Annotated in this window: 16 protein-coding genes and 3 pseudogenes; 8 read left to right on the top strand and 11 right to left on the bottom strand. The window is 59.0% G+C overall.

Annotated elements, in window-relative coordinates; translation table 11 throughout:
- The 6 genes and pseudogenes from BSG09_RS15355 to BSG09_RS15375 all read left to right on the top strand — a co-directional run.
- Positions 1-299 (top strand): zinc ribbon domain-containing protein (locus BSG09_RS15355; protein WP_139246228.1); only part of this gene is annotated, 299 nt, incomplete at its 5' end.
- Between the two features lie 38 nt (positions 300-337).
- Positions 338-730 (top strand): annotated as a pseudogene (locus BSG09_RS15360) (DUF234 domain-containing protein); the annotation flags it as partial.
- 25 nt (positions 731-755) lie between these two features.
- Positions 756-884: pseudogene (locus BSG09_RS20260) on the top strand (IS5 family transposase); the annotation flags it as partial.
- A gap of 84 nt (positions 885-968) precedes the next feature.
- A complete protein-coding gene (locus tag BSG09_RS15365) occupies positions 969-1,223 on the top strand; it encodes a hypothetical protein (protein ID WP_092934635.1) in 255 nt (84 codons plus the stop codon).
- Positions 1,224-1,288: 65 nt separating this feature from the next.
- A complete protein-coding gene (locus tag BSG09_RS15370; RefSeq protein ID WP_092934637.1) occupies positions 1,289-3,106 on the top strand; it encodes an SWIM zinc finger family protein in 1,818 nt (605 codons plus the stop codon).
- A 177-nt stretch (positions 3,107-3,283) separates the two neighbouring features.
- The gene (locus BSG09_RS15375) at positions 3,284-3,772 is read left to right on the top strand and encodes a hypothetical protein (protein ID WP_092934639.1); all 489 of its coding nucleotides are present in this window, start codon (positions 3,284-3,286) and stop codon (positions 3,770-3,772) included.
- Between the two features lie 91 nt (positions 3,773-3,863).
- On the opposite strand, the gene BSG09_RS15380 is transcribed toward BSG09_RS15375, so the two are convergent.
- The 7 genes from BSG09_RS15380 to BSG09_RS15410 all read right to left on the bottom strand — a co-directional run bounded on the left by BSG09_RS15380 (position 3,864) and on the right by BSG09_RS15410 (position 10,075).
- Positions 3,864-5,141 carry an RNA-guided endonuclease InsQ/TnpB family protein gene (locus tag BSG09_RS15380; protein ID WP_092934641.1) on the bottom strand — a complete coding sequence of 426 codons (1,278 nt, stop codon included), beginning with the start codon at positions 5,139-5,141 and terminating at the stop codon, positions 3,864-3,866.
- Between the two features lie 87 nt (positions 5,142-5,228).
- The gene (locus BSG09_RS15385) at positions 5,229-6,125 is read right to left on the bottom strand and encodes a hypothetical protein (RefSeq protein ID WP_149782613.1); all 897 of its coding nucleotides are present in this window, start codon (positions 6,123-6,125) and stop codon (positions 5,229-5,231) included.
- The gene (locus BSG09_RS15390) at positions 6,034-6,621 is read right to left on the bottom strand and encodes a hypothetical protein (protein ID WP_092934645.1); all 588 of its coding nucleotides are present in this window, start codon (positions 6,619-6,621) and stop codon (positions 6,034-6,036) included. The genes BSG09_RS15385 and BSG09_RS15390 overlap by 92 nt, the downstream gene beginning before the upstream one ends.
- The gene (locus BSG09_RS15395) at positions 6,618-7,607 is read right to left on the bottom strand and encodes a hypothetical protein (protein ID WP_092934647.1); all 990 of its coding nucleotides are present in this window, start codon (positions 7,605-7,607) and stop codon (positions 6,618-6,620) included. The genes BSG09_RS15390 and BSG09_RS15395 overlap by 4 nt, the downstream gene beginning before the upstream one ends.
- Before the next feature lie 87 nt (positions 7,608-7,694).
- Positions 7,695-8,675, bottom strand: a complete 981-nt coding sequence (locus BSG09_RS15400) for a SprT-like domain-containing protein (protein ID WP_092934649.1) — start codon at positions 8,673-8,675, stop codon at positions 7,695-7,697.
- Complete coding sequence (locus BSG09_RS15405; RefSeq protein ID WP_092934651.1) at positions 8,672-9,511, bottom strand: hypothetical protein; 840 nt, start codon at positions 9,509-9,511, stop codon at positions 8,672-8,674. Before BSG09_RS15405 ends, BSG09_RS15400 begins: the two co-directional genes overlap by 4 nt.
- A gap of 3 nt (positions 9,512-9,514) precedes the next feature.
- On the bottom strand, positions 9,515-10,075 hold the full coding sequence (locus tag BSG09_RS15410) for an IS1096 element passenger TnpR family protein (protein WP_092934653.1): 561 nt from the start codon (positions 10,073-10,075) through the stop codon (positions 9,515-9,517).
- A 210-nt stretch (positions 10,076-10,285) separates the two neighbouring features.
- Here BSG09_RS15410 and BSG09_RS15415 point away from each other — a divergent pair, with 210 nt between their 5' ends.
- Together BSG09_RS15415 and BSG09_RS15420 are read left to right on the top strand one after the other, a co-directional pair.
- A complete protein-coding gene (locus BSG09_RS15415; protein ID WP_254799188.1) occupies positions 10,286-10,588 on the top strand; it encodes a hypothetical protein in 303 nt (100 codons plus the stop codon).
- Positions 10,589-10,594: 6 nt separating this feature from the next.
- Complete coding sequence (locus BSG09_RS15420; protein WP_092934655.1) at positions 10,595-11,641, top strand: hypothetical protein; 1,047 nt, start codon at positions 10,595-10,597, stop codon at positions 11,639-11,641.
- A gap of 13 nt (positions 11,642-11,654) precedes the next feature.
- On the opposite strand, the gene BSG09_RS15425 is transcribed toward BSG09_RS15420, so the two are convergent.
- From BSG09_RS15425 to BSG09_RS15440, 4 genes and pseudogenes are all read right to left on the bottom strand, one after another.
- Entirely contained in the window at positions 11,655-12,044 is a 390-nt protein-coding gene (locus BSG09_RS15425; protein WP_130500302.1) for a hypothetical protein, read from the bottom strand.
- A 447-nt stretch (positions 12,045-12,491) separates the two neighbouring features.
- Complete coding sequence (locus tag BSG09_RS21350; protein WP_463508738.1) at positions 12,492-12,698, bottom strand: DUF7558 family protein; 207 nt, start codon at positions 12,696-12,698, stop codon at positions 12,492-12,494.
- A 120-nt stretch (positions 12,699-12,818) separates the two neighbouring features.
- Positions 12,819-13,160 (bottom strand): annotated as a pseudogene (locus BSG09_RS15435) (PemK-like protein).
- Positions 13,157-13,516 (bottom strand): MarR family transcriptional regulator, encoded by a 360-nt coding sequence (locus tag BSG09_RS15440; protein ID WP_092934659.1) that lies wholly within the window; start codon positions 13,514-13,516, stop codon positions 13,157-13,159. Before BSG09_RS15440 ends, BSG09_RS15435 begins: the two are co-directional and overlap by 4 nt.
- Positions 13,517-13,597: the final 81 nt, after the last annotated feature.

The raw sequence follows: 13,597 nt of genomic DNA on the forward strand, positions 1-13,597 counted from the left end.
CCGAGGAATACGGCATCCTCATTGACCGCGTAGACGAGGAGAACACCTCGAAGACGTGTTCGTGTTGCGGGCGGATTCGGGATAGCAACCGCGTAGAGCGTGGTCTGTATGTCTGTTCGTCGTGCGAAACGACGATGAACGCAGACGTGAACGGTGCGGTGAACATTCGGAGAAAGATAACTCAGAGTCCCCCGACCGGGGATATGAGTAACGGCTGGTTGGCACAGCCCGGAGTCTTCCTGTTCGACCGTGAGAGCGGACGGTTCACACCGAGAGAACAGGGAGTCTGCAAACCCTAATATCCCAACGCTCGGGATTCCTCCGGGTTCAGCCGGAGGAGGATGTCAACGAACCAGAACTGCCTGATTTCGTCAGTCAAAAGTTCGAAACGCTTTGCCAGAATGCACTCCCGAACCTGTATCCAGAGAAGTTGTTCCTCGACATCGGCCGCTGGTGGTACAAAGAACATGAAGTGGATGTTGTCGGGTTCACCACAGACGGAACGATGGTTGTCGGTGAATGCAAGTTCACTAATTCGCCACTGGACTACAGTGCTCTGTCATCACTCGAAGATCACGCGTCGAAAATTCGCTGGACGCCAGACTCCGGCGAAGTTGACACGGAATACGCGTTGTTCACACGAAGTGGCGCAACACAATCAATACATGAAGCCGTGTCCGAGCGTGACGATATCCAATTATTCAACTTAGATGATATTACTGGATCATAGTGAATGGAGTATTTGTTGTGAGTGAAAGACCGTGAATTCCTCGGTCAAGCGCTCGTACGGCTCTGCCGTCCGAGCGCGTGAATGGTACCGCGAGTTCCGTGAGATTGTCCTGATGTGTCTCGTCTATAACATCAACCAGTACGTAACCTGCTGATTCCAACGCCGTATGGCGATTCAATAGAGCCAATCGACCCCAATTCGGGAAATCCTGAAGAGGTGCTACCGCGAACGAACAGCCATGGCCGACTACATCGTGGAACTCAAAGACTCGGTCTTTCGTGAGACACCACTCGCGGAGGCGAATTTCGATGAGGATTGTCGACTTGTGTTCGGCTCGAAAGCGGACGCAGAGAAGTGGGTGACTGAACAGAACCGAGAACACACGAGCAGGGGGCAACTCACGCTCCACACCGCCCATCCGGCCGACACGTCGGATGTCGACGCCTACGTCGTCTTCCAGCCGGTGAAAGGCGTCTGGGTTCCAGATTCGTAGGCACACGGCCCCCTGCCGTCCACTACAGTATTACTACGGACCCAGGCAATAGATACGTTACAAGGATGGCGAGTTCCGACCCGACACTTACGGAGGCAGCAGTCCGAGATCTGGCACGCCCCCAGTCATACGACCGGGGGGAAAACTACTACGACGAGGGTGCCGTTGTCGAACTCGTCCGGCGCGGTGAGACGATCCGAGCGGCGGTTGAAGGCAGCCAGTACGAGCCCTACCAGGTGCGGATCGAGCTCGACGAAACCGGGGTCGTCGACACGGCGTGTTCCTGTCCATACGATCACGGTGGGATTTGCAAGCACCGTGTGGCCGTCCTCCTGACGTATGTCTGTGATCCCGACAGGATCGACGAGCGACCGCCAGTCTCCGAACTGGTCGCCGACGCGGATCCCGAGGATCTCCGTGACGTTCTTGTCGACCTCGTCGAGAGTTACTCGGAGTTGGCAGAGCAGGTTGAGTCCCGGCTCGAACCACTAGACGCAGGAGATGAGGGTGACGACGCTCGCGACCGCACGCCCGACATCAATCGGAAGTCGATCCGCCAGCAGGTGCAGTACATTCTCCGTCCCACCGAGGGACGTAGCGCCCACGCGTACGACCCGTATGAGGCGGTCGAAACTGACGTCGAGAAGTTGCGAAACCTGCTCGACCAGGCACGGACAGCCGTCGAGGCCGGCGACGGCGAGACGACACTGGATATCCTCGAACCGCTGGTCGACGAACTCATGGACGAGGAGTGGCTCGCTCTCTCGTACGACGATTCGCACGCGATCTTCGAGTTTTTCGACGAGGTCGACCGAGTGCTGGCCGAGGCATTGCTCACGGCCGACCTCTCGGAGGCCGAGCGTGCCGACTGGGAAGAGCGGCTCTGGGCGTGGGAACAGGAGATGGAAGGCTATACCCACCAGCCACCGTACAGCGTCGCCCTCGAAGCGGCACAGCGGGGCTGGGACTTCGAGCCGGTCCAGCGGGCGATGCAGGGCGACATCGGCTACGCGGACCTCTGGGAGGGCGATCCGCCGTGGTATGCCGAGGACTTCGTCAGGGCCCGCCTCAACGTCATCGAACGCCAAGACCGCATCGATGAGTACCTGAACCTGGCGGAGGCTGCGGACCTGATCGACGACTACGGGACCATGCTCGTCGAGGAGGGACGGATTGACGAGGCGATCGAGTACGGCCGACGCAATCTGTACTCCCCGGACGAGGCACTCACGCTGGCCAAGGCCCTTCGAGAACACGACCGGCCGGAGGCCGCCCTGAAGATTGCCCAGCACGGATTGACCCTCGACGACAGCAGCGAGCAAGCGGAGCTGGCCGAGTGGCTCCGCGACCGGGCCAGCAGCATGGGCGAATCCGAGATTGCGCTGGAGGCAGCCATTGCTGCGTTCGACGCCTCGCCGACGCTTGCGGCCTATCAGGCTACAGAGGAACTCGCTGGCGAGGAGTGGCCAACCGTCCGCGAGGAGCTACTGGAATCGCTTGCAGACAAGGACACGAGACAGCGGACTGCGCGACGGCACGTCGAGATTTTTCTATACGCGGAGCGATACGACGAGGCCATTGCCATCGCGGACCGCTTTTCGGATTACAAGGTCGTGGAACCGGTCGTCGAGGCCGTCTGGGAGGAGCACCCCCACTGGACGATCAACGCCTGCAAGGAGCAGGCCGAGCCTCTCATCGAGGAGGGACAGTCTCAGCAGTATCACCATGCGGTGGACTGGCTGGAGCACGCGGGAAAGGCAGCCCAGGCGTCGGGAAACCTCGACGAGTGGCGTACCTACGTGGAGGACTTACGAGACGAGCACTATCAGAAGTACAAGTTGCGACCGATGCTGGTGGATCTGTTGGAGGAGTTCTCGTGTTGATCTGAAACAGGTGAAGCGTGGACAGAGATACCAGAGACCGCTCTCACCGCGCCGGACGGGCCTGACGTCAGTCTGTGCTGAAAGAGCAGATAGAGAGCGACGAGGCAGTCTCCTTTTGGCTCCCGGCTAGCACCTCGTGCGATAGCCTACTCTGTCTTCGTGGATAGATTTCAACCGATGCAAACCGAGACGTGGATCGAGCGAACGATCATCGACCAACTCACCACCCACGACAGACGCTACAAACACGATTACGGTGGCGTCGAAAAAACGACCGATGACCTCGTCTCAGCCTGTGTGAAACTCGATCTCATCACGTCAGGGGACGAACCCGGACTTCCATCGATAGAGCAGTTTTTCACAGCGGACGCGGATCTCGAACCAGAGGTCGAGACGACACTCGAATCACTCGAGGAACGGGGCCTGATTGAGCGTGTCGGGGAGCGCGAGCGGCTTGGCCCACCGCTCGAACCGGGTGACTACGAGACTACAGTTCTCTGGGAGCCGACAGTCGATGGACGGGCCGAAGCGACCGCAATTCGCGAGGCATACTCCACAAAGGTCGAAGCACTCGCGGAATCGCACGGCACAGAATCAGACGAGTTCAAGGAACAAATCGTGACGCTCGCCAGAACGTACGGCATCCTCCCGAACTACTTCGGATGAGATCCTGATCGAGGCTCAGATCCCGGCTTTCTCCAGTTCGTCGAGAAACGCCGGCCGATTCGAGTACTCGTCTCGCAGGAACGACAGTGAACTACCCCGACCTACTCGCCGCCTTCGGCGGCTCCTTGAGGGCGGGGCTTCCCGTTTCAACGACACGACTTGCAGACACGGAAACCGAGTCCACAGCGGTCGCAGTCTCTGCAGGCGTAGATTCGGAGTGAACCACTCCTAGTGTGTTGAGACCACGCGACAGCACGTTCACCGACGCGTTCCAATCCCTGTCCAGCTCGAACCCGCACGCTGGACACGAATGCTCGCGTTTCCAGATGGGCTTCCACGTCGAAACGCCGCACGAGGCGCACTCCTTGGTCGTCCCGCGCGGCTCGACTTCCTTGACGTGACAGCCGTTCTTCTCGCCGTGGTGTTTGAGGATGGTAATGAAGTCGCGCCACCCGACCTCGGCCTTGTTCCGTGCATTCTCCGGCGATTCGAGCATCTCCTTTACGGAGAGGTCTTCGACGAAGACGGCGTCGTACTCAGTGGTGTAGAAATGCGCGAGCTTGTGCTTGAAGTCTCGCTTCTTGTTTGACATCCGGGCGTGGACTTCCGCGACACGGCGGCGTTGCTTCTCCCAGTTGTGTGATTCGTACTCTTTTCGAGAGAGCGAGCGTTGCTCGCGTTCGAGCCGCTCGCGGTCAGCGGATAGGTCGAGCCGCTCGATCGAGCGCCCATCCGAATCGTGGATAAAGTTGAGCACACCGAGGTCAAGACCCACGGTGTCATCGGGATGGATGTCTTCGACGGCGGGTGTCTCGGGTGTATCAGTCTTGATGCAGAACGAGACGAACCACGCGCCGGTCGGCTCTTTCTTGAGAGTCACCTCTTTGATTTGCTCGTGGTCAGGGAGGTCTCGATGGAGGCGAATCGGAATTTCGCGAGTTTTGCCCTTAAGTTTCGTGAGGATGAGGAGTCCGCGTCCGTTCGGGCCACTCTTCTTGTCGAGTTCGAAGCCTGATTGGCGGTACGTGAAACTCCTGTACTCTCGGGGCTTTTTCCAGTTCAACGATCCTACGTTGTAGCCCTTGGCTTTGAGCTTCCCGAGGTTCTCGATGTTGTCTCGGATGCGCTCGACGGCCTTCTGCAGGACGGTGGAGTAGACCTGTTTCAGGTCTGGCCACCAGTCTTTCATCGTGGGTAGCGTGTCGCGGATGCTCCAGACGCGCTGGCGGAGCGTGCCCGCGTCGTTGGGAATTTTGTTGAACTCGCAGAGTGCGTGGTTGTAGGTTTGCCGCACGATGTTCCGGGTCCAGTCCATCGCTTCGCGTTGCTCGGTGGTTGGGAGCAATCGAAAGCGAGGGCTGTATATCATCCGATGTGTCTCTATGTACAATAGATTCTACGGTAAAGATTCTGGTTGTCCCGTGTTTGAGACTCGTGCGGATGCCGTATCCCCGCCCTACTCGCTCTCTCCGATCGCTCCTTGAGGGCGGGGGCTTGGCACCCTCACCGCCACCGCTAAATTTTCGAACCGTCGGTCACGTCCCAGCGTCTGTATCGTCTGGAGGTGTTCGGCGATCTGTCTGTAATACTTGCGACGACTCGCGTCGGTAGCGGCCTTCTTGATTTCGCGACGATACGCATCGAAGTACGCGGCGGGATCGTGGGCTCCGAGTTGGTCGATGTAGGCTTCGAACAGATCGAGATCGTGGGCGTTCGTGACTGTCTCGAAGGCGTCTTCGATCCGATCCTCTCGCAGGTAGATTTCGATGATCGTGTCGGCGTCCCACTGACTATCCAGTCGGTTGACAATCGTGTCGACGACGTGCTCCCGCTCGTCGTCGGGCGTTGCTGCCTTCAGCCGCTCGAAGTACGGCCAGTCCGTCCGTTCGACGAACAGCCCAATTATCGTATCCCGAAAGGCGTCGGCGTCCGTCTCCTCGTACTGATCGACAAGGAACTCACAGAGCCCGACTGTATCTGACCCAGAGAATGCCACAGTCCCGTACTCCGCGACGGTAATAGCGGCCTCCCGTTCACCTTCCTCCACTAGGAGGCGAGCATATCGGAGACAGAGGTGTCGAGATGCAGGATAGTGTCGGTTGAGGATGCCTCCGAGTTCTGCCTGCTCGTCGATGCGGTCGAGCAGTTCCACGTAGCCGCGCAGCCAGGCGGTTTCGGTGAATTCGTCGAGTAACTCCTCTTCGCCGGCGTGGGTAGTGAGATCACCGCGTCGCCACGTATCCGCATCCTCGTCGCACTGGCTACCGTAGAGTCGATCGGAATCGAGCTGTTCGTCGAGTCGATCCCGCAACAGGGACTGCCAGTAGCGATAGTCGTCCTCGGTCGTACACAACTCCCAGAGCGCCTCTCTGAAGTGCTGGGGGGAATCCTCCCTCCTCGTGTTCGTTGAGCCACTGGTCGAAACAGTATTCGATGTACTCGCGTTTCTCCTCGTGCGGGAGGTTCGCCTCACGGATAGTGGTTGCGTAGTTCTCGATGGCGTCCTGAAAGGTTTCGTCGTGTTCGAAGCCACCCCGATGAGGATCGAACTCGTGGAGGTGATCGCGCCTCGCCTCGAACATCGCACGATAGATGGTCGCAGCGTCGCGGTATCGCCTCTTCTCGATATACGACTCTGCCCGGTCTTCGTACGTGGTGAAGTTTGGTGCAGACTGGTACCCGTATTTGGATTCGATTTCGTCTCGTAGTTCGTAGACATCGAGATCCGACGTGTCCAGAAAGGAATGAAACCGCCGTTCGAGGCCCGGGTCGGCTGCCAATTCCCGGGCGAGAAACGTTCGGAGTACCTCCGGCGGCGTCTCTTCGAGTTTCTTCTCGATGTCGCTCATATCTCCATGTCGCTGAACGCCCAGTCTTCGCCCAGTCGCCGGTGGAAACCCTCGGTTTCGATCGTCTCTCGCAGCCGCGACCGAACTGCCTCGTCGAATTCGAACCGGTAGTCCAGTTCCTCGCGAAGATCCCAGTACCGGGGAATTTTCGGCGTTGAATCGTGATCGACCGTTGCCAGAATCGACGCCAGTAGGTATCGGTCTTCGTAATCGATTTGCTCGTCAGCGAGCAACGCGTCGAGCAGGTCGGCCGCGGCGTGCTGGTCGGCGTAGAACGTATGTGGGAGCACGCCCCGCACCCAGAACAGTTCTTCGGTGACGACCTCTTGGACGTGGTCTGCAACCGAGTACTCGGGATGGCCGATCCCCCAGCCGTAGGTGAGTGATTCCTCCCCGCTGACGTCTCCCATCGACTCCCAGAACGACCCGAGATACACCAACGCTTCGACGGGGATTGCCGCAACGCCATCGTTCAGTCGCGTCCTGATGACGTGGCGTCCGACCACGTTCTCGATGAACGGGCTCACGAGGGGCTCCTCGGCTGTATTCTCGCGCGAATAGGCATCGATTACCTCTATGAGAAAGTCCCAACCCTCGCGCGTGGCGATTTCGTCGAGAGCCGCTGCGGCCGGCTCGTAAAACGCCCAGAGGATCCCGCGATACGTGTCGTAGTCTTCTCTGTCGTGGTACTCCCGGAGCTCTCGCTCGTACCGGCCGATCAACCTGAATGCAGCGTCGACGTCTCCCTGGGCAGCCTCCTCGAGCGTGGTTTTCAGCCCGTCGCTCGCGGCTTCAAGCCCCCGCTTCTTGCGCTCCGAACTCCGTTGCTGCATGTTGGCGCCGAGTGCGTCCGAAATCGAATCGAGGAACGCGTCGAACGACGACAGCGGGTCCTCGCTTTCTGGCTCATCCGTCGGACAGTCGTGCAGACGAAGGCGGCTTAACGTGTTGAACGTCTCGCCGCAGTCGGGGCATTCGTGTGGCATCGTTCGTGTTCGTCTGGATATGCGAGGAGGAGACGTATCTGTGTTCGGGGATCTCCTCCTACGGAATCCGAAAGCGTGGCGATACGGTCACTCCAGGTAGTTCGTTCCCGGATCGATGGTTTCGGGTCGCTCATCCGCGAGATAGGCGACCGTTCGCGCGCCACACTCCTCACACCGGTAGCGTTCGGGCTGTCGGGTCTGTTCGGTGTGTTGTCCGTATCCCGTGCTGAAACAGCCGTTGGGACAGGCGTGGACGATGCGCGGTACCTGCCAGGGGACGCTCCCGACGTGACACCGCCCAGGTTCGAGCTCGGTCGGACTGTCGTCGATGCCGCAACTGAGGAGTGTCGTGTCACACTCCGGACAGGCGTACAGCCAGGGATTTTTGATCCGCTTGGTACGCCGCTGGTAAGGCCAGGCCGTACAGCCGTTCGGACAGGCCAGCAGATAGCGGGCAGTGCTTCTGGCGTCGTCTGGCTCATCCTGGTCCTCGGGTGTCCGCCACGGAATGCTATCGACGTAACAGGTCCCCGGGTCGGGATCGGCCGGCCGCTCGCCGACATCGTAGCTGATCGGGCGCGTCCCACACTCGTCACAGGTGTACTGCCAGGGCTGTTTGATCCGCTTGGAGCGCTGGACGTATCCGCGCTCGAAACATCCTCTTGGGCACGCGAGCACGTACTCCGCGTCGACGGTATTGTCTCCCTCGTAGCGGGCGACCGGATCCGCGCCTGCCCGGCGTGCTGCGGTCTTCCACGCGTCGCCGTGGGGCTGGGCGTCTGGACCGACCGTCTCAAGCACATACGCGTGTGCGACCTCGTGACGGACGGTATCGCGCCACCGGTCGTCGCGGCCATCCTCGAACAGCCGGCGGGCGATCCGGATCTCGTATTCGACTGTGGCCTCGGCGTCGCGGTCAGCAGCGGAGAGCCGACGGTACTCGCCAAGCTTGCGGCGAAAGGAATCAGTGACGTCGACTCGAACCGCGGCGGGATCCAGCGTGTCGAACCCCGCCCGATCGATCGTGGTCTCGATTTCCTCATGAACGTGCGTTTCGTATTCCGTCATGTGTCGTTCCCAGGGCCGTATTCGTCTGCAGCGCGTTCCAGATTGAACCGGTAGGAGTCATCGAAGTGTCGGAGACGGCCAGGGTTGATCGACGAGCCAATGACGGCGAGCAGTCGCTCGTGTAGGCCGTCGGATATCTCCACCTGGTAGTCGAGTTCGGTGTCTGGCTCCCAGTACTGTGGAAAGTCCGGGAAGTCCTGTTCGAACGGCGCGTGCAGACAGCCAACGAACACGAGATCCTCAACGACATCCGGCGATTCGAGAAGCTGTTCGAGAAGATCGATTCCGGCCTCGGGTTCGGCGAACGTGGCGTGTGTGAGTATTCCCATCGCCCACGAGTCGTCGCCGCTCTCAGCACGTTCGAGGGCCCGATCGAGGACGGCGACCTTCGGGTGACCGACTGCCCAGCCGAACGCGGCGGTCGATTCCCAGGCCCACTCGCTGTCGTCCTTGACCGTCACATCGGCGAGGTACTCGAGTGCCCAGGTCGGAATGGTGTCGATGCCCTCGCGGATTCGCGTCCGGATCACACAGCGGGCGACGACGTTGGCGAGTATCGACGAACAGTGATGATCGCCGACTCCGGGCGGGTATGCATCGACACACTCCTCGAGAAACGTCCAGTCGATCCCGTCAGCGGTCGCGGCGGTATCGAAGAGATCGATTACGCCTTCAAGATACTGGTCCCTGATCTCCTGCAACCGACTCCAGCCACCGCGATCGAGTGCAGTCTGTATCGACTGGTTCCAGGCGGCAAGCAGGCTGTAGACGTCACTCTGTTTGCCGGGCGTCGCGTACTCGAGTGCGCTCGTCAGCGGATCGATGTCGCGTGGCATAGCTTACTGTTCGTCCAAATCGGGGTACTGTGGCGGTGCTGCGCCCTGTTCGTCGACAACAACCGGATCATCCTCCAGCGATCCCTCCTGCGTGTCCTGGAGTTCGATGTAGTGTTCCCAGTTGTCGCCCATATCGAACGTGTAGGAGAGCGCGCCCAGCGTGTCCGGATCGAGTTCGTCGATCGTTGTCTCCGCGGCGTTGCCCTCTGGCGGCGGATTCGACTGGAGGTCGCGAAACCGCTCTTTGGCCGCTTCGGTGGCGTCGTCGGGTACAGCCCGCTCGAGAAACCGGTCGATCTCATCGTCATCCATCGGTTGCCAGCTCTCACCCCCACTGTACAACTGTGGATGGACGTAGCTCCGAGTGGCGATCCCGTGTTCATCACGTGTGAGAAACTCGTAGGCGTGGCTATCGTAGCGGTCGAACGCGTCGAAAATGGCCTCGTGAAGATCCGCCAGGGTGCTGGACCCGCCAATCTCGATCTCGCGGTAGACTTCGGTCTCGGGCTCAAACTCCAGTGGTGGGTTCGGCAACAGCAGGACTCTGAACCTGTAGATTGTCATACGTCCCCTTTGTGCTCCCTCATGTAGGAACTTACTCATCTGGTCTCCGAACCGCATCTCGATCTTCACTGTCGAGATACATGAGTACCGAACACGTCCAATTTAATTACGCTGGTGAACACCCCCACAGCATGACTGATGGTCTAGAACACAGGCGAGCGATAGCCAGCAAACCCAAGTACGGCGTCGACCGTAGACGATTGTAGTTGCATGCGCCTGACGTTCGATGATGGAACACCGCTACTCGAGGATGCCCCCGACAGTGTTCCCTACGCCGAGTGGGATGACCGCGTCGACGAGTATCGATCGCAGGCCTATCGCTATCACGACCTCCGTCAGTGGGCGACTCCCTCCAGTCGCGACCAGCAGACTCTCGCACAGGCGACGATGGCTGGTGACTCCGTCGAAGACGATGCCAGAGCCTACAGCGACCTTGCTCTCTCACCTGCCGTCGCGATCGAACCTCGAGCGAATCACTACCAGGAAAATCTTACTTCCCAGGTTGACGTATAACCGTCAATGAGCTACGAGTGTGACCACTGTGGTGCGTCGTTCGAGACTCTCTCGCGTTTCAGGCTTCATGAGTGCTCGCCCGAACCCGCCGACGATACACCAGTTGACTCATCGTCACCAGCTGACTCGGCTCCTGATTCAGTGGCTGTCGAGACCGAATATCCAGCACTCGTGGGTGACCTCCCGGACATCATCGAGGAAGCCAAAGAAGGCGACCTGTCGGCCCTCTATCGCGCAATCGCGGAGTACGAGACGGCACTGACGAAAACATCGATACAGACTGAATCACGGTCTGACGATGCTCATCACGACATATTGTTTGCATACTACGAGCCACTTGCCGAGGGGCTGGATACGGCAGCGCAAGCGAACGGCTGGGACGTGCTCGTTGAGTTCGTAGACGCGTATAACCCGCGAGAACAAGACAGGCTTCCTGAGGTTGCACACGTGATTGCGAACGCAGTGGGGCGCTCTCTCGTCCGGACCCGCCTCTCCGAGGGACTCGATTCGGTCCCGGCGGAGGCACTCGCGTACCTGGGTGAGATTCCTGAGTACGTGGACGAATTTGCGGTAGCGTTCGAAGAATCGTACACCTACGGGTGGGGGATCGGTCATCCTGCCCATTCAGTGGGTGACCAGTTACGCGCACTGGCCGACACAGAGCACAAGTGGACGAGTATCACGCTCAAAACGGCGTTCTATGCTGACCAGCACACGGCAATTGATGTTTTCGAAGAATTGGTGACGTCCGAGACTCTTACCGGAACCATCGAACGAATGACGTTTGAGGTTGGTGCAGCACGGTACTACTTCGGAGCGGTTGCAGACCTAGAGCGGGACTTCCTGAACCCCCATGTTCCGATGTACTGGGAGTGGGAAGAGGAGATCGACTACACATTCACGTTGGATCCGGACGTGAAACAACGGATTCGCCAGCTTGCTCATGAGACAGGGGTCACCGAGGATCTTCCGGCAGATTGGACGCTCCCGGACCTCGATCCAAGTCCGTTCTCGGAGTTTGAAGAAGAGCTGTTCGCAGACGAAGAACGGTAACCGTCACAGCGGATCACTCCTCATCCACCGATAGTTCCTCCAGAGCCTCGTCCATTACATTATGCAGGTCGTCTGTTTCTAGGTAAGTGTACTCGACGTACCTCCAGATGAACTCGGCAATGTCTTTGAGTTCGGGATTCCTGCTCTGTTCGAGTCCGATCTTCACCTCTTTAGAGTCCGCTTCGTATACGGTGGCCGCCGACTCGAGGACGAGTTCATCCTCGTTATCGACCACAACGAGAATTTGTTCCCACTGATTGTCCGTCGGATTCCATCCCAGACAGTGGTGGGTATCATCGAAGACGAGATCAAAGTGGGTGACACTGGATGAGGTGGTGTCGATAACGAGTGGCGCTGCGACCTCGGCTGCATCTGATCCACTGAGTGCGTCAATTTGGGACATACTGAGACCCCCGGCAGGCAGCGATTCCACTGTCGCAATTGAGTTCTTGTAGTTCGAATCGGATGATTCAGTCATCGCCGTGGTATCCCGTATACACGATTGGGACGGGAACGAAATTGTGACCTCCTCCTCGCCGTAAACGGCGAGGCTTCCCACGAGTCGAGGCCCGTTGCGTTGGGAACTTACGTTTGCACACCGACGGGGTGCTGGCGGGGCCACGCCGCCGTTACTCCTATCCGGCAGTGGGGGTCAAGGTTCTGCCCTGCTGACTCGGAGTTATCTGGCTTGTTTTGCGTCGGTCAGCACCCAATACGGCTTCAGAATACGTAAATCCACCGTGCGGCGATCACGCCCGTCGTGAACGACGGGATTCTCTCGCCTCAAGAAGATAGCCGTACTCTACAGGCTGAGTAGGGCGAGTGCCTCGGGGCTTATCCCCGAGGTACTTCACTCAACCGCTACAACGTGCTCCTCGAGGTCACGTGTCCGGTAGGTAACTGGCCCACCGGGATACTCCTCGCACACAGTTGTATCGTTCCTTCGAGATGGCTGAGTTCGACGCGGGACCGTGAGTGCTGCGAACGTGTCGACGATGAGTCCACAGCCGTCGCAGGCGTGGTGGTCAAGCCCGTTGGGATTCGGGCACGGCTGGATGGCACAGTCGACACAGGTCGGGTGGGTGACTCGGTTGTCCTGTTTCTACGCATTCGTGTTATCGGCACTGACATCGCACTTCGATCACCCGGTGTCATCGTTGACGACAGCACGGTTCGCTCAGAAGGAAATGTAGCTGATTAACTGTGTGGCCACATCCTCGGTGCGTTCGTCGACGAGAGAGGGCATGTGGAATTCCACCTCTGACGCACTGTTGAGAGTCGCGAGCTACCACGGAAGGACGCGACTTCGTTCCCCGAGTGGCTCGCCTTCGTAGTCGTTGTCGCGGAGCGTGAGCGATTCTTCGTGGTAAGCCTTCGTGGAGATTAGGACGGTGATCAGCTGTATGCCGTGGTTCGGGAACCGAGGTGTTCCCAGAACGAGCATCGGACGACCTTTGTCCGAGAGTAGATCAGTCCCCCAGATAATGTCGCTGCGTTCCAGTTCCTCGAACGCGGTCACCGCACTTCCTCCATCTCGTCAGTTTTCAACTCCTCGAAATGCTCCTCACCGTACTGCTCGTCTGCAGTCTGGTGGTGCTGGTGAAGCCGGTAGGCGGCTTGAAGCCGGTCCTTGTTGTCTGTAATCGCCCAGTACGGGCGCTTGTGTCGCACAAGACCTCGTTCCTTCAGTCGCGAGAGGATCGCACTAACGGCGTCCGTATCCAGTTCGAGTTGGTCAGCAATCGTCGCCGCCTTCCACGCCCGGTCGTCGTTCTCGTCGAGGAACAGCACGATCCGCTCGGTGTCGTTTCGTTCCTCGAATTCGTCGTCGTCGGCGTTCTCGAACTCGTCGATATCGATGGTGCCGCTCGACATAAATTACTGTTGGTACCATGGGCCGATAGCTGTTTGGGTGTTTGTTACAGGAAGAGTACACTCTCGTCCGAAGGCCGGTTT

It is taken from the genome of Natrinema hispanicum, from assembly GCF_900111485.1.
Taxonomy (GTDB): domain Archaea; phylum Halobacteriota; class Halobacteria; order Halobacteriales; family Natrialbaceae; genus Natrinema; species Natrinema hispanicum_A.

What these genes read in the sequence shown, in the direction of transcription:
- BSG09_RS15440 (WP_092934659.1), bottom strand. Translation starts at nt 13,516, where the DNA reads ATGTCGAGCGGCACCATCGATATCGACGAGTTCGAGAACGCCGACGAC.
- BSG09_RS15405 (WP_092934651.1), bottom strand. Translation starts at nt 9,511, where the DNA reads ATGCCACGCGACATCGATCCGCTGACGAGCGCACTCGAGTACGCGACG.
- BSG09_RS15415 (WP_254799188.1), top strand. Translation starts at nt 10,286, where the DNA reads ATGCGCCTGACGTTCGATGATGGAACACCGCTACTCGAGGATGCCCCC.
- BSG09_RS15425 (WP_130500302.1), bottom strand. Translation starts at nt 12,044, where the DNA reads ATGTCCCAAATTGACGCACTCAGTGGATCAGATGCAGCCGAGGTCGCA.
- BSG09_RS15390 (WP_092934645.1), bottom strand. Translation starts at nt 6,621, where the DNA reads ATGAGCGACATCGAGAAGAAACTCGAAGAGACGCCGCCGGAGGTACTC.
- BSG09_RS15370 (WP_092934637.1), top strand. Translation starts at nt 1,289, where the DNA reads ATGGCGAGTTCCGACCCGACACTTACGGAGGCAGCAGTCCGAGATCTG.
- BSG09_RS15380 (WP_092934641.1), bottom strand. Translation starts at nt 5,141, where the DNA reads ATGATATACAGCCCTCGCTTTCGATTGCTCCCAACCACCGAGCAACGC.
- BSG09_RS15420 (WP_092934655.1), top strand. Translation starts at nt 10,595, where the DNA reads ATGAGCTACGAGTGTGACCACTGTGGTGCGTCGTTCGAGACTCTCTCG.
- BSG09_RS15375 (WP_092934639.1), top strand. Translation starts at nt 3,284, where the DNA reads ATGCAAACCGAGACGTGGATCGAGCGAACGATCATCGACCAACTCACC.
- BSG09_RS15400 (WP_092934649.1), bottom strand. Translation starts at nt 8,675, where the DNA reads ATGACGGAATACGAAACGCACGTTCATGAGGAAATCGAGACCACGATC.
- BSG09_RS15395 (WP_092934647.1), bottom strand. Translation starts at nt 7,607, where the DNA reads ATGCCACACGAATGCCCCGACTGCGGCGAGACGTTCAACACGTTAAGC.
- BSG09_RS15365 (WP_092934635.1), top strand. Translation starts at nt 969, where the DNA reads ATGGCCGACTACATCGTGGAACTCAAAGACTCGGTCTTTCGTGAGACA.
- BSG09_RS15410 (WP_092934653.1), bottom strand. Translation starts at nt 10,075, where the DNA reads ATGACAATCTACAGGTTCAGAGTCCTGCTGTTGCCGAACCCACCACTG.